The organism is Trinickia sp., from assembly GCF_035492435.1.
Classification (GTDB): Bacteria; Pseudomonadota; Gammaproteobacteria; order Burkholderiales; family Burkholderiaceae; genus Trinickia.
Map to the genome: position 1 here is coordinate 1 of NZ_DATJJF010000023.1, position 14,448 is coordinate 14,448.

The 14,448-nt window shown below is 61.4% G+C and carries 10 protein-coding genes; 4 read left to right on the forward strand and 6 right to left on the reverse strand.

What is annotated here, in order from left to right; translation table 11 throughout:
• Window positions 1–512: 512 nt before the first annotated feature.
• The 3 genes from VL598_RS01920 to mnmC all read right to left on the reverse strand — a co-directional run bounded on the left by VL598_RS01920 (window position 513) and on the right by mnmC (window position 5,674).
• Window positions 513–1,631: a YbdK family carboxylate-amine ligase gene (locus VL598_RS01920; RefSeq protein ID WP_325325011.1), complete on the reverse strand. Its 1,119-nt coding sequence runs from the start codon at window positions 1,629–1,631 to the stop codon at window positions 513–515.
• Window positions 1,632–1,689: 58 nt separating this feature from the next.
• Window positions 1,690–2,892, reverse strand: coding sequence for a cation:proton antiporter (locus tag VL598_RS01925; protein ID WP_325325012.1), 1,203 nt, complete (start codon window positions 2,890–2,892; stop codon window positions 1,690–1,692).
• 784 nt (window positions 2,893–3,676) lie between these two features.
• On the reverse strand, window positions 3,677–5,674 hold the full coding sequence (gene mnmC / locus VL598_RS01930; protein WP_325325013.1) for a bifunctional tRNA (5-methylaminomethyl-2-thiouridine)(34)-methyltransferase MnmD/FAD-dependent 5-carboxymethylaminomethyl-2-thiouridine(34) oxidoreductase MnmC: 1,998 nt from the start codon (window positions 5,672–5,674) through the stop codon (window positions 3,677–3,679).
• 324 nt (window positions 5,675–5,998) lie between these two features.
• Here mnmC and VL598_RS01935 point away from each other — a divergent pair, with 324 nt between their 5' ends.
• A complete protein-coding gene (locus VL598_RS01935) occupies window positions 5,999–6,277 on the forward strand; it encodes an HU family DNA-binding protein (RefSeq protein ID WP_118184022.1) in 279 nt (92 codons plus the stop codon).
• 163 nt (window positions 6,278–6,440) lie between these two features.
• Here VL598_RS01935 and VL598_RS01940 read toward each other — a convergent pair whose 3' ends face one another.
• Together VL598_RS01940 and VL598_RS01945 are read right to left on the reverse strand one after the other, a co-directional pair.
• A complete protein-coding gene (locus VL598_RS01940) occupies window positions 6,441–7,712 on the reverse strand; it encodes a GTP-binding protein (protein WP_325325014.1) in 1,272 nt (423 codons plus the stop codon).
• 252 nt (window positions 7,713–7,964) lie between these two features.
• A complete protein-coding gene (locus VL598_RS01945) occupies window positions 7,965–8,396 on the reverse strand; it encodes a lytic transglycosylase domain-containing protein (protein WP_325325015.1) in 432 nt (143 codons plus the stop codon).
• A 516-nt stretch (window positions 8,397–8,912) separates the two neighbouring features.
• Between VL598_RS01945 and gspD the strand changes: the two genes are divergently transcribed.
• Genes gspD through gspF form a run of 3 tightly spaced genes read left to right on the forward strand, consistent with a single transcriptional unit; the run spans window position 8,913 to window position 14,022 of the window.
• Window positions 8,913–11,315 (forward strand): type II secretion system secretin GspD, encoded by a 2,403-nt coding sequence (gene gspD, locus VL598_RS01950; protein WP_325325016.1) that lies wholly within the window; start codon window positions 8,913–8,915, stop codon window positions 11,313–11,315.
• Entirely contained in the window at window positions 11,312–12,799 is a 1,488-nt protein-coding gene (gspE, locus tag VL598_RS01955) for a type II secretion system ATPase GspE (protein ID WP_325325017.1), read from the forward strand. The genes gspD and gspE overlap by 4 nt, the downstream gene beginning before the upstream one ends.
• A gap of 5 nt (window positions 12,800–12,804) precedes the next feature.
• Entirely contained in the window at window positions 12,805–14,022 is a 1,218-nt protein-coding gene (gene gspF, locus VL598_RS01960; protein WP_325325018.1) for a type II secretion system inner membrane protein GspF, read from the forward strand.
• Window positions 14,023–14,030: 8 nt separating this feature from the next.
• Here the strand turns inward: gspF and VL598_RS01965 are convergent, their stop codons facing one another.
• Window positions 14,031–14,447, reverse strand: a complete 417-nt coding sequence (locus VL598_RS01965; RefSeq protein ID WP_325325019.1) for a hypothetical protein — start codon at window positions 14,445–14,447, stop codon at window positions 14,031–14,033.
• Between the last annotated feature and the right edge of the window lies 1 nt (window position 14,448).

A 14,448-nucleotide genomic window follows, 5' to 3' on the forward strand; every position in this document is an offset into this window, starting at 1 on the left:
TTTTTTTGCCAATGACAGCATGCCGCTGCTTATCCGGTTGCCAGTGTGCCGGGCCTTGCGACACGCTGAAACCTCCGTGGGACAACTCGCCCTCTCTCGAGCGTGCCGATTTTACTATTCCGAAGCGCACACTCGATTCCAGACATCACTTCCTTGCGCGACATTAAGCACGCGCCAACCCGCAGCTCGCGAGCCATTGCGGCCTTCACATTGAAACCCACTCGCGGCGACAAGTGCGCCATTTTAAGCGAGACCAGCCGCGCGTACAGCCGGATTATTCGCAAAAATTGATGAAATGTTTCGTATCACGACATGGACCGACTGCAGAGTCGTCTTCAATAACGTAGTCATACTTAAAAACGAGTGCCGATTTTTCGTCATACGCAACGCGGCGCATCATCGGTCCACTTAGTTATCGTTTCATTATCATATTGAAAGGCCGGGTTCGTTTCAGTGTCGTCCCGAATTCGCCAACTGTTATTACGTCTCGTTCAATTCCAAACATCGAAAGGCTAGAAGCGCCGCCACTGCAAGCACTGCTGCCGAACCGCTTCATGCAGCGACTTTTCTTTGGCGAACACGCCGCGCAGCCATGTGGCATCGTTCATCTGCTCGCGTGCAATCGAAGCGATCTGCTCGAGAGCGGCCTCCGAGTGAAGCGCTCGAGCGTGAGGCGCAAGGATATGCAGCGTTTCGAGGATGTCCTCGGAGATGGTCCGGCGCACGCCGGTCTGCGGGTTGATGCAAGCGCCGCCCAGACCGAATCGGCAGGCTTCGAAACGGTTGAACGTGTAGACAAGGTAATCGTCTTCTTTCGGAATGAAGGGTTTGTCGACGAGCAGGTGCCGCGCCAGCGCCTGGATGTAACAGGCGATGGCTGCCGCACGTTCGATCGACAGCGGCGTATCCATCACGCGCACCTCAATGGTTCCGTAACCGGGCTTCGGCCGGATATCCCAATAAAAGTCCTTCATGCTGTTGACGACGCCTGTCGCCACCATCTTCGAAAAGTATTCTTCGAACCCGTCCCACGTCAGCACAAAAGGCGCCCTGCCCGAGAGCGGGAACGCGAAAACCGAATTCAAGCGCGCCGAATGGAACCCCGTATCGACGCCCTGCACATAGGGGGACGAGGCGGAGAGCGCGATGAAGTGCGGAATGAAGCGCGACATGGAATGCAGCAGAAAGAGCGCGCTGTCGGGATCCGGGCAGCCGATATGGACATGCTGGCCAAAGACGGTGAACTGTTTCGCCAGATAACCGTAGAGCTCGGAAAGATACTGGAATCGCGGGGTGTCGAAAATCTGCCGTTCCGTCCAGTGCTGAAACGCGTGCGTGCCACCTCCGCACAGCCCAACGTTGAGTTGGCCGGCCGCCGTCACCAGCGTGTCGCGGATCGTGCGCAGTTGCGCGAGCGCCTCTTCATGCGATGTGCAGATCCCCGTCGACAGCTCGATCATGCTTTCGGTGATCTCGGGCGTAATATTTCCCGGGATTTTTTGGTCTTTCACGAGCCGCATCAGATCTGACGCCGCTTTTGTCAGATCGTAATCGTGCGTGTTGACGACCTGGATTTCGAGTTCGACGCCGAAGGTGAACGGCTGGGAGTTGACGAACGGTTCAAGTGCCATTTGATTTCCTGTCATGCATATCCGGTACCGGTGCTAAAGGCAGCAAGGCGCGACACTGTCACTCCCGGCGCTCGCCGACCAGCGCGAGGCTACGGTAGACGATCCACGGGCCCACGGTCTGCAGTAGGACGATGGAGCACAGCATCACGGCGCGCAGCGTCGGATCGAACTGGGGATAAAGGCGGTAGGTGTCGTCCACGAGCAGATAAGCGAGCGCGGACATCGGCGAAAGACTGAGACCAAGCGCCACGCCCTGTTTCCAGCCGAGGCCGCTCGGTTTCGCAAAGACGAGCACGCCGGCCAGCTTTGCCACCAAGCGCGCGGCGATAAGACCGAGCGCCGCAACGCCGCCGATGGCGACGTCCCGCCATTGAAATGTCGTCAGCGTGAGGACGAAAAGAATTACCGTGAGAAGCCAGCCCGCTGTACCAAAGTGTTCCGGCCACAGCTGCGGCTTTTCCTCGAGATTCTTGAAGATGATGCCGGCCGCAAGCAGGCTCAGGATCGTCGAGACTTTGAATACGTTTGCAATGGCGATTGCCAGCAGCACGAGCCCAAAGAGTGCGACGAACGAATGCTCATCCTGCATGTTGACGCGCCGGTAGAAGAACACACAGGCGCGTGCGAGCAGATAGGCAATGATGAGCGAACCGATGAGCAGGTAGAGCGGCTGGACGATCGTAGCGAAGACGTTGCCGTACATCTCCTGGTGCAGCCACCCGGAGACGAGCTTCTCGAGGACGACGGCATACATGCTGTTGAGTGCCGTCAGCGTCAAAAGACGCTGCGTCACTTGGCCTTCGGCACGCAGCTCCGTCTTCAGCTGAATGACCATAGCGGGCGACGTCGACATCGAAATAACCGCCAGCATCGTTGCAACCGGCGCTGACACCTTGGCAAACAGCAGCACCATGAGCACGAGCGCAAACGTGAGCGTTGCCTCGGCGAGGCTTGACGCGATCAGCCACGGATTACGGCGGATCCATCGCAGATCGAGCCGGCTGCCCAGTTCAAACAGTAGCAGCCCCAAGGCGACGTCGAGCAACAGTCGGGATGTGGCGTGCATTTCGGCATCGATGGCGCCTATGCCTGCGGAACCCGCGAACAGCCCGATTACGGCATAGCCCGAAACGCGAGGCACGCGCCATGCCCGGTAACAAAGCTCACCGCACAGCCCCGCGACGAACAAGGCGAGTCCCGCCCAAAAGACTCCGTTCGGCGCGATGGGCCAACTCGGAAGGAAGGAAAACGCCGATGACATGAATTGCTTCTCCTTTACGGACAGGCCGCTGCAAACGATTGCGAAGCGGCGTGTCGGGTAAACGGGGGCGTCCGCTTGTCGTAAAACAATCGACTGCGGACTCGATGACGGCTGCCGGAGCCAGCGCCTGGGCTCGAGGTGCCCTATTCAGGGATCGAGCTGGCTGGCAGGACAACCGATGTGCCGACACAGCAAGCCGCGGTGAGCGGCGCACTTGCGGGCCAGCGGAGTGAATGGAACGGCCGTAGCCGCCCTGATTTGTGATTCCGAACGGTCTCTCGCCGTACCGTCGACTCGCAGAATTTCCGGCGCGCCGACGTGCAATGCATGCAGGTGGAACGCAGATTGTGCCATACGCTGAGCGTTTTGGAGTGAATCCTGACCGATCTGCGTCGATTTCGGTACAAATGCCCTTACATCTGCATTTAATTGGAATTTTTTTCCGGATCGGAGTCGTCTTGGCGTCTTTTCAACGGCGGATTGGCTCGTTCGCGTTTCAGCAGGCCGTGCGCAGCGGCGACTCCCGGGTGCGCGCCTCATGGTTGATGTTTACTTGTTTACGTATGTATACGTAGTAGAAGTTAACAAGAGGCCCACATTTCTGTGGATAAGTGGCATTTGTCCTTCCAATTCAGTTAGTTGTAACACGTATAACCGTCTGTGCAGCGTGTGCGACCTCCCATGTATACGCAGCACAACTTTTGGGGCTTAGGACAGCAAGCTCGGTTTGTCCCGTTTACGTCCACACAGATTGCACAGCAATGTCAGCATGCAGTTCACCCAGTTATCCACAGTCGCCCGTGGATAACTCCCCGTTGCGGTTGTTTGAGAGACCATGGCGCAGCGCACGCAACAGATAACGTGCGGGATCGAGGCTGTCGGCGAGCTCGCGCTCGAGGGGCCAGGGCTCTCCTTCGATTTGAGCGGCGATGAGTTCGGCAGCCAGCGCTGACCAGACAAGCCCGCGCGAGCCGAATGCGAATGCACCATAAAGGCCTTCGGCGCGCGGCAGGTCGAGTGGCCTTGCGCCGCGCAACGCTGTGGCTTCGCGTACGCTTGTGACTTCATCCGCGAGCGCTCCGACCATCGGCAAGCGATCGCTGGCCACGCAGCGAAATGCGACGCGGCCGTCGAGCGATGCCGCAGCGAGGGAGGTAAGTTCGCTCGATAAGGCGGGCAACAGGCGCGAGAGACGAGACAAATTTTCGGCATGGCTCGATGCGCGCATCGACCGATCGTCGTCGACTTCGTAGGTGGCGCCTGTGAGCAGACCCTCGGCGAGCGGCACGGCGTATCCCTCGCCAATCACCGGGACGCGCAAGGCCGCACTGAAGCGTCGCGGCAACTGCGTCAGCTGGCCGCGCACGAGATGCGTCGGCATGTGGTTCGAACCGGCAAGGCGCACGGCATCCTGAGCATTGGCCAGCACCACGACGCTCGCGCGAGCGAGCAGCTCGCCGCAGTCGTCGAAGACGGCCCACGTGTCGCCGTCACGCTCGATACGCGCTGCCTGCACGCCCCCGCGCCACGTGAGGGCGTCGCCCGCGGCGGCGCATAGCGCTGCGCAAAGCGCCGCGGGATTGAGCGAACCGCCTTGCGGGTAAAAACAGCCGCCCTGACTAAGCGCGATGCCGGCCACGCCTTGCGCTTCTGATGTGGACAGCGTTTGCGCAAATGCGGAAGGAAAGCCATGCGTCTCAAGGGCGTCTCTCATGGTTTGCGCGTCACTCATGTCCGCGGGCAGATGCAAGAGACCGTCCCGGCTGCGCTCGAACCGGTGGCCGGCCAACTCAAGCGCTTGCCAGCGACGCAACGCATACGCGAAGCCGGCGCGCGTGATCCGAGAGGCGACGCTGTCATCGCGCGAGAGCAAAGGATGAAAGACACCGGCCGGATTACCGGACGTTTCGCAGGCGGGCCGCGCATGCCGTTCCACGGCCGTGACGCGCCAGCCTCGCGCGGCAAGGCGCTCGATCACTGCGCAGCCCGCGAGGCCGGCACCGATCACGACGGCATGCCGATCGGCCGGCGCCAGCGCTTGCGGCGGCTCGTGCCGGCGCACGCGCCAACGCGGTGCAAACGTGCCGACGAGCATTTCACGCTTGCCGGCGAATCCCGGTGCTTTCTGACACGTGAAGCCGACGGTTTCAAGGTCGCGCCTTACATGGCCGGCCGAACTGTAAGTGGCAAGCGTGGCCTCATCCCCGGCAACGCGTGCGAGCGCCTTGAAGATCATCGGTGACCATAGGTCGGGATTCTTCGAGGGCGAAAAGCCGTCGAGATAAAAAGCATCGGCTCGTAGCCAGAGCTTAGGCAGCAGATCGAGCGCATCACCGAACGCGATCGTCAGCGTAACGCGCCCACTTTCGAATTCGAGCCGGTTTAAGCCGGGCAGCAAGAGTGGCCACGCGTCGGCAAGCTGCGCCGCCAGCGGCGAATGGGTTTCGTCTGCAACGATGCGCGCATGGAGCGCTCGCAAGTCCTCCCTCGAGAACGGGTGCTTTTCGATCGATACGAACGCGAGCCGTTCACATCGTGCGGGATCCGCCCGCCACGCCGCCCAGGTGGCAAGAAAGTTGACGCCGATACCGAAGCCGGTTTCGAGCACCGTGAAAAGACGCCTGCCCTGCCACCGTGCGGGCAGCGCATTGCCGCAGACAAACACTTGCCGGGCCTGAGCGAGGGCGCCTGAGGCGCTGTGGTAGACATCGTCGTATGCCGGCGAGAACGGCGTGCCGTCTTCGCGAAAGGCAAGCGTGGCGGGGGTCAACGGAGCGGTCATAAAGGACGGATAGAATCCGTTGGCAAAATCCAACGTCGGCGTCACGCAAGCCCGCCAAACCCTTGGCAGAAGGGGCTTGCGAGGATAACAATGCGCTGAACCCAGCACTGGCAAGGCTTGCAAGCGCTAAATTCTTTGGAAGCCTTGCCGTTATTGGGTTTGCGCTGAGCTATCATAGCAAGCGCCGCAGGAACGTTGCGCCCGGACCCGGCGCGGCAGCCGGTGGCGCATGCTTCGCCACGCTACTCGACGGCACAGCTTGCGTACGTTAATCGGCGCGATTCGCGCTGTCCGTATCACTTCAATCTGAAAAGAGGAACGTTAATGAACAAACAGGAACTGATCGACGCCGTCGCAGGCCAGACGGGCGCCAGCAAGGCTCAGACCGGCGAAACGCTGGACACGCTGCTGGAAGTGATCAAAAAGTCAGTGTCGAAGGGGGATTCGGTGCAGCTGATCGGTTTCGGCAGCTTCGGCTCCGGTAAGCGCGCAGCCCGCACGGGCCGCAACCCGAAGACCGGCGAAACGATCAAGATTCCGGCCGCGAAGACCGTCAAGTTCACCGCTGGCAAGGCTTTCAAGGATGCCGTCAACAAGCGTTGAGCAAGCAATTGCCCGACATCTTGTCGACACCCGCCTAAAAGCGGGTTTTTTGTCGAGGGCATTCGCTTGATCATCGGCGATTGCCCTCGCTCGCCTTTCGCGAGACAGATTGCGTGATGCGTGCGCCGCTGTCACCGCCCCGAACACGCGGCGGCGGCAGCCGTCAATGCACGATCTGGCCTACTCCGTCCTCGTCGTCATATTCAGCGCCGAGATCCCATGCGGGGAAAGGGTCGGAGAAAGTGGCCCACCCTGAGGGACCCTGCGCATATTCGTCGTCTGTGACGAGACAAGAATCGAGCTTGGCGCGCCAATAGTGCGGGTCGAGATCGACACCTATCATGACGAGTTCCTGGCGCCGATCGCCGACTGTCGAATCGGTTGGATCTCCATGCCATTCCACGGCGATTTCCGCGGCGAGTTCATCGTCGGCGGGCCATTCTTCGGGCGGCTGCGCTGCCCACCAAAATCCGGCAGGGCCGTGACGACACGCACCGCCCGCCTGCGAGAGCGAGCCGATGACGTCGTTGCGCGTCGCCAGCCAGAAAAAGCCTTTGCTGCGCAAGACGCCCGCCCAGGTTTCGTGCAGCAGTGCCCACAGCCGCTCAGGGTGAAATGGCCGCCGCGCGCGGTAGACAAAGCTGCCGATGCCGTACTTGTCGGCTTCGCCCACATGGGTGTCGCCGTGCTCGTGGTCTTCGTTCAGTGACGCAAGCCAGCCCGGAGCACTCGATGCTTCGTCGAAATCGAAGCGCTTCGTATTGAGCACTTCCTCGACGGGGATGGTGCCGAAACGGCTCACGATCTGGACGGCGCGCGGATTGAGGCGCGCCAGAATGCCCTGCAAGCGCGCGAGCGCATCGGCATCGACGAGATCGGCTTTGTTCACCACGAGCACGTCGCAGAATTCAACTTGCTCGATCAAGAGCTCCACGAGCGTGCGATCGTCGTCTTCCGTCGCCGCGAGACCGCGCTCGGCGAGTGCGTCGGCGGATTCGTAGTCATGCAGGAAGTTGAAAGCGTCGACAACGGTGACCATCGTGTCGAGGCGTGCCGCCTCGCTCAGCGAAACACCGTCTTCATCGATCATCGTGAACGTCTCGGCAATGGGCATCGGCTCGGCGATGCCCGTCGACTCGATGACGATCGCGTCGAAGCGCCCCTCGCGTGACAGCTGCCGAATCTCAGTCAGCAAATCTTCGCGCAGCGTGCAGCAAATGCATCCGTTCGTCATTTCGACGAGCCGTTCCTCGACGCGCGACAGGGACGACGCATCGCGTACGAGCGAGGCGTCGATGTTGACCGCGGCGAGATCGTTGACGATGACGGCCACCCGCAAGCCAGCGCGATTGGCGAGGATGTGCTTGAGAAGCGTGGTCTTGCCTGCGCCGAGAAAACCCGACAGCACGGTAACCGGCAACGGAGGCTGATTCATGACAGTGAAATCGAATGCACGAGAAAGTTGGGCGTCGCTCAATGCGAGCCCGGGCAGCGAGCATTGTGCACTAATCGGGGCGATGCGGGGCGTAGAGGGCCTTCATGCGGCACTTTCAGTGAGATTGCAACTCGGTCGCCATGGAAATGCGCCGTAAGAAGGACTCAGTCTCAGGCGGCATCCTTCATTGCAGTTGTTATTTATTACTGCTCGAGTGCCCTTAATCGCAGTATGCTGCGGATTGCGACCCTTCTACTTTTGCGCCTGCAACAGTTTCCAGCGGCTAAGTATGTCAATGATCTGGCGTGCATAGCGGTCGCGCAGACTCGGGGTTTCAGAATGATAAGCCCCCACCGCTTGCCAGGTATTGCCGTACTTGTTCATTTTTTGGCGCAAATGCCAAGCAGCGATGTAAACGTTCTTGCACGGCTCCATCAGCGTGTCGGAGGAGATGCCGTATTGCGCGAGCGTCGGCAGATGGATCGAGTTGATTTGCATGAGACCGTAGTCGGTCGAGCCGTTGGCGTTCTTGTGGAGCGCGTCGGGCGTATTATGCGATTCCTGCCAGGCGATGGCGCGCAAGATAAGCGGATTCACTTTCTGATAGCGCGCAGCTTCGTCGAAACAATCCGCACGTGCGCTACCCCATGCAAATGCCGCGCCAAGCGCTGCAGCGACCATCATAATTGTGCGCGAAAAACGCGCGCTTCGGTGTTCCAGTTCCATTGCGGGGCCGGTGCTTCGGCCCGCTATCGGTAAGAAATAGCCTCGCATTTTTTACTTGACCTAACCATCCGTATGTATTGCACGCTGCTTCCTTTTCCGTTATTCAAATGAAAACGTCGACGGCGACATCCGAAAACGCCCGGTTCAGCCGTCAGGGTCAGCGGAGAAAACATCCGCCCGTATCATACCGATCGAAGCCTCGTCCGGAAACCTGGCCAACCCGACATAACCTAGCCAGCTGCGGGCGAATCGTTACGGGGAAAGCGTTTGTCGCCTTCTCAAGCTCGTCTTCCGAAATGAAGTCTCTTGGAAAACGAAGAGCGCTTCGAATGGTTGTGATTTTTACGACATAAAAAGCTGCTAAGGTTTCGGCTTTCGAGCGGCGGCTACCGGCGCGTAGAGGCCTGCGCCTTGGCTCGCTGCGCAGGTTGTCGCAATGAGCCGCTTTGTTGCTTTGTATCGAGCTTTCATTCCATGACGAGAAATCCTAGAGTTTTGCGTGGCATCGCAGCTTCGTTCTTGATCGCTGGCTTGGTGACCACCCCCCTCGCCTATGCAGATGTGTCGCTCAATTTCGTCAATGCGGACATTGACCAAGTCGCAAAGGCGATCGGCGCCGCGACGGGCAAGACGATCATCGTCGACCCTCGCGTGAAAGGACAGTTGAACCTTGTCGCCGAGAACCCCGTCCCCGAGGAACAGGCGATCAAGACGCTCGAATCGGCGCTGCGCATGCAAGGGTTCGCTCTCGTGCAAGATCACGGCGTGCTGAAAGTCGTCCCCGAGGCCGACGCGAAGCTCCAGGGCGTGCCGACTTACGTCGGCAATGCCACGCCCGCGCGCGGCGACCAGGTCATCACGCAGGTCTTCCAGCTTCGCAACGAATCGGCGAACAACCTGTTGCCGGTCCTGCGTCCGCTGATCTCCCCGAACAACACCATCGCCGCCTATCCCGCGAACAACACGCTCGTTGTGACCGACTACGCGGACAACGTGCGCCGCATCGCGTCGATCATCGCGGGTGTCGATACCGCGGCGGGCCAGCAGATCGAAGTCCTGCCGCTGAAAAACGCCAATTCGCTCGATATCGCGCAGCAGCTCACGAAACTGCTCGATCCGGGCGCCGTCGGCAGTACCGACGCCACGCTGAAAGTTGCCGTAACGGCGGATCCGCGCAGCAACGCGCTGATGATCCGCGCGTCCAACCCGGCGCGTCTCGCGATGGCGAAAAAGATCGCACAGCAGCTCGATGCGCCCAGCTCCCAGCCCGGCAACATGCACGTCGTTCGTCTGCGTAATGCGAACGCCGTAGCGCTCGCGAAAACGCTGCGCGGCATGATGGGCAAAGACAGTGGTGGCGGCGGCGCGAGCACCGAATCGACAAGCGCGAACGCATTCAATCAGGGCAGCATGTCGGGCGGTGGCGGTTCGACATCGACGGGCGCCTCCGGCACGCCGCCGCTTCCGTCTTCGTATGGCGGCAGCTCGTACGGTGGCGGCTCATTGGGTGGCTCCAGCAGCGGTGGCACAGGGGGCGGCATGGGTGGCGGCCTCGGCGGCGGCCGGAATTTTTCCCAGCAGCAAGGCGGCGGCGGAGGCGGCGGCGACGAAAATCCGGCCGGCGGCATGATCCAGGCCGATGCAGCCACCAACTCGCTCATCATCACGGCGTCCGATCCCGTTTATCGCAACCTGCGAGCCGTCATCGATCAATTAGACGAGCGCCGTGCGCAGGTCTACATCGAGGCGCTCATCGTGGAATTACAGGCGACGTCAGCCGCGAATCTCGGGATTCAGTGGCAAGGCGCGCTGCTGTCCAATGGCGGCAACAACGGCTTGTATGGCAGCTCGAGCTTCGGTTCCGGCAGCGGCAACATCGTGGGCTTGACGGCCACGGGTGCCGTGATCGCGGCCAACCCGGCGGCGGCCCTGGCTACCGCCGCGGCCAGCGGCACCAACTTGCTGCCGAATGGCCTCAACATCGGCTACCTACACCAGTTCGGGAATATATTCGGATTGGGCGGATTGCTGCAGGCGCTCGCGACTTCGAGCGATGCGAACGTACTTTCGTCGCCTAATTTGATGACGCTTGACAACGAAGAGGCGAGAATCATCGTTGGCCAGAACATACCGGTGCCTCAGGGATCGTACGCATCCCCAAGCGGCACGAGTTCGGGCATTACGACGTACAGCACCTTCGATCGCCTCGACGTCGGCACGGTTCTGCATATCAAACCGCAGATCACGGACGGCGGCTTGCTGAGGCTGCAGCTCTATACAGAAGTGTCTGCCGTGGATGGGACGACACTGACGAATGTGAATGGCCCCACGATCAACAAGCGTTCGATCGATTCCACAGTACTGGCTGATAACGGTTCGGTCATCGTCCTGGGCGGGCTGATGAACGACAATTATTCGGGCGGCATCTCGAAGGTCCCGCTGCTGGGTGACATTCCGTGGATCGGGCAGCTCTTCCGCTCGGAAAACAAGACACGCACGAAGGATAACCTGATGGTGTTCCTGCGGCCCGTCATTGTCCGGGATGGGGAGGACAGCGAAGCGATCTCCACGAGTCGCTACAACTACATGCGCGACCAGCAGCTCGGCTATCAGACCGACAACAGAGTCATCCGGGACAAAGACGTGCCCGTGGTACCGCCTATGCCACCTCAAGGTGGGGATCCGGCCCAACACCTGTTCGATCTCAACGATGTGACCCGCCAGCCGCCCGCGCCGCCTGTCCCCCCCGCGCCCACCGGCCCGGGTGTGCCGAACTCCGGCCAGCCTGCGGCACCCGTGCCTGCTCAGCCTGTCACACCCTCGCCCGGTACATCGAATCCGACCTCGCAAGACGGGTTCTCGGGAGTCAAGCCATGAGTACTTCGCTTGCGCCGCAGCCGCTCGCCGAGCGGGAGGCCCCCTCGCCGGTCGCCGCACGGCTCGTGCCGTACGGCTTCGCGCGCAATGGCCAAATCCTCGTCGCGCACCAGCGTCCGGAAGGCGTCGAGGTATGGATCAGCGAGCGCACGAGCGACGTGGCCCTCGCGGAGATTGCGCGCAACTTCGGCGCCTTGACGGCTGTGCGGCTGCCGGCCGATGAGCTCGCGCAGGCGATCAATCAAGCCTATGCGCGTAACGACGGCAGCGCGGCGCAAGTGGTTGGCGAGGTGGAGGGCGAGGTCGATCTCTCTCGCCTTATGCAGGACATCCCCGAGGTCGAGGATCTGCTCGAGTCTGAAGACGACGCGCCGATCATCCGGATGATCAACGCGCTGCTCACGCAGGCAGCGCGCGAGCATGCATCGGACATCCACATCGAACCGTTCGAGAACGCCTCCGTCGTGCGGTTGCGCGTCGACGGTACGCTGCGCGACGTCGTGCGCCCCAAAAAGGCGCTGCACGGGGCACTCATCTCGCGTATCAAGATCATGGCGCAACTCGACATCGCCGAGAAACGCCTGCCGCAAGACGGCCGCATTACGTTGCGCGTGGGCGGGCGTGCGCTCGACGTGCGCGTCTCGACGCTGCCCACCGGCCACGGTGAGCGCGCGGTGCTGCGTCTTCTGGAGAAGGACGCGCAGCATTTGAACCTCGAAGCGCTCGGCATGGGGCCCGACACGCTTAGGCAGTTCGACACGCTGATCTCGCGGCCCCACGGAATCTTGCTGGTGACAGGGCCCACGGGCTCAGGCAAGACGACAACGCTTTATGCCTCACTGTCGCGCCTGGAGACAACGACGAGCAACATCATGACGGTCGAGGATCCGATCGAGTACGACCTGTCCGGCATCGGTCAGACGCAGGTCAACGAGCGCATCGGCATGACGTTCGCGCGGGCGCTGCGCTCTATCCTGCGCCAGGACCCGGACATCATCATGATCGGTGAGATTCGCGATCTCGAGACGGCGCAAATTGCCGTTCAGGCGTCGCTCACCGGTCACCTTGTACTCGCAACGCTGCATACGAACGATGCAGCCTCGGCGGTCACGCGGCTCACCGATATGGGCGTGGAGCCGTATCTGCTCGCCTCCTCTTTGCTCGGCGTGCTCGCGCAGCGGCTCGTGCGGCGACTGTGCCCCGCTTGCAAGGAAGAGCGTGTGGAAGATGGCCGCGCGCATTGGCATCCCGTGGGTTGCGACAAGTGCGGGCGCTCGGGGTATGCAGGCCGGCGTGGCATCTACGAACTGCTGGTAATGGACGACGCGATCCGCTCGATGATCCATCACAATGCGTCGGATGCCGAGATTCTCGCGACAGGCCGCACGAAAGGCATGCGCACGTTGCGTGAGGACGGCGAGCGGTGGCTCGCTTCGGGCATGACTTCGCTCGAGGAGTTGATCCGCGTGACAGGGGGAGCTTAGTCAGGATGCCCGCATTTCGTTTTGAGGCCATCGACACGGCGGGCCACGCGCAAAAGGGCGTGCTCGACGCGGACAGTGCACGCTCGGCGCGCGCGCAATTGCGCACGCAGGGCTTGACCCCACTCGTCGTCGAGCCGGCCGGCAATGCCGCGCGCGGCGAGCGTAGCCGACGCCTTGCACTTGGGCGTAAGCTTTCGTCGCGCGAGCAGGCCATTCTCACTCGCCAGCTGGCCAGTCTGCTCATCGCAGGGCTGCCGCTCGATGAAGCGCTCGCCGTGCTGACGGATCAAGCCGAACGCGACTACATCCGCGAGCTCACGGCGGCTATCCGCGCCGAAGTGCTCGGGGGCCATTCACTCGCGAACGCGTTGGCGCAGCACCCGCGCGATTTCCCCGAAATTTATCGAGCCCTTGTTGCGGCGGGGGAGCACACCGGCAAGCTCGGCCTCGTGCTTTCGCGACTGGCCGACTACATCGAGCAGCGCAACGCCCTCTCGCAAAAGATCGTGCTCGCGTTCACCTACCCGGGCATCGTTACGCTGATTGCATTTGGGATCGTGACGTTTTTGCTGAGCTACGTCGTGCCGCAAGTCGCCAATGTGTTCGCAAGCTCGAAGCAACAGTTGCCGACTCTGACGGTTGTGATGCTGGCGCTCTCGGGGTTCGTGCGGCAGTGGTGGTGGGCGGCACTCATCGGTGTGGCGGTCGTCGTCTATGTCGTGCGCTCAGTGCTCGCACAAACCGGGCCTCGGTTAGCGTTTGATCGCTGGCTGCTGACGGCGCCGCTTGCGGGCAAGATCGTGCGCGGCTACAACACCGTGCGCTTCGCTAGCACGTTGGCCATTCTGACGGCCGCAGGCGTGCCGATTTTGCGTGCGCTTCAGGCGGCGGGGGAAACCTTGAACAACACGGCGATGCGCGGCAACGTCGATGATGCGATCGTGCGCGTGCGCGAGGGCACTTCCCTATCGCGTGCGCTCAACACTACGAAGACGTTTCCGCCTGTGCTCGTGCACTTGATCCGCTCCGGCGAAGCGACGGGCGATGTGACGACCATGCTCGATCGCGCGGCCGACGGCGAGGCGCGCGAGCTGGAGCGCCGCACGATGTTCTTGACCAGTCTGCTGGAGCCGCTCCTGATCCTCGCAATGGGCGGCGTCGTATTGGTGATCGTGCTGGCCGTGATGCTGCCCATCATCGATCTCAACAACATGGTGCAGTAGCGGCTGTGTCAGCGCACGTAAATGGTGGGACCGCCGCCGGTGTTTGCGGGAAGGAAGATCTCAGAGTGCGCGCCATTCTGGTCGAGGATGATGGAGCGCGCACGCACTTCAGCAAGCTTGCCGCTGCCGACCCTGCCGCCCAGCGAAACCGCGCGCGGCGGTTCGTCGCCCACGCTGAGAATCGCTGCGGCGCCTTCGCTCAGCGCGAGGATGCCGAAGAGCTTGATGCTGCGGTTCACTTCGGGCGTAAGCTTGCCGCCGAAGAGTGTCGCAGCGTCGTCGAGGGAGACGCTAGGTGCGACAGCGGCCGCACTTGGCGGCGGTGCGGGCGAACGAGCCCCCAATGTAACGATCCAGTAGGTCAGTGTCGCGCAAAAAATCGCGAACACGGCCAACGATAGAAGGCGGACTTGTAGGGTATTCATG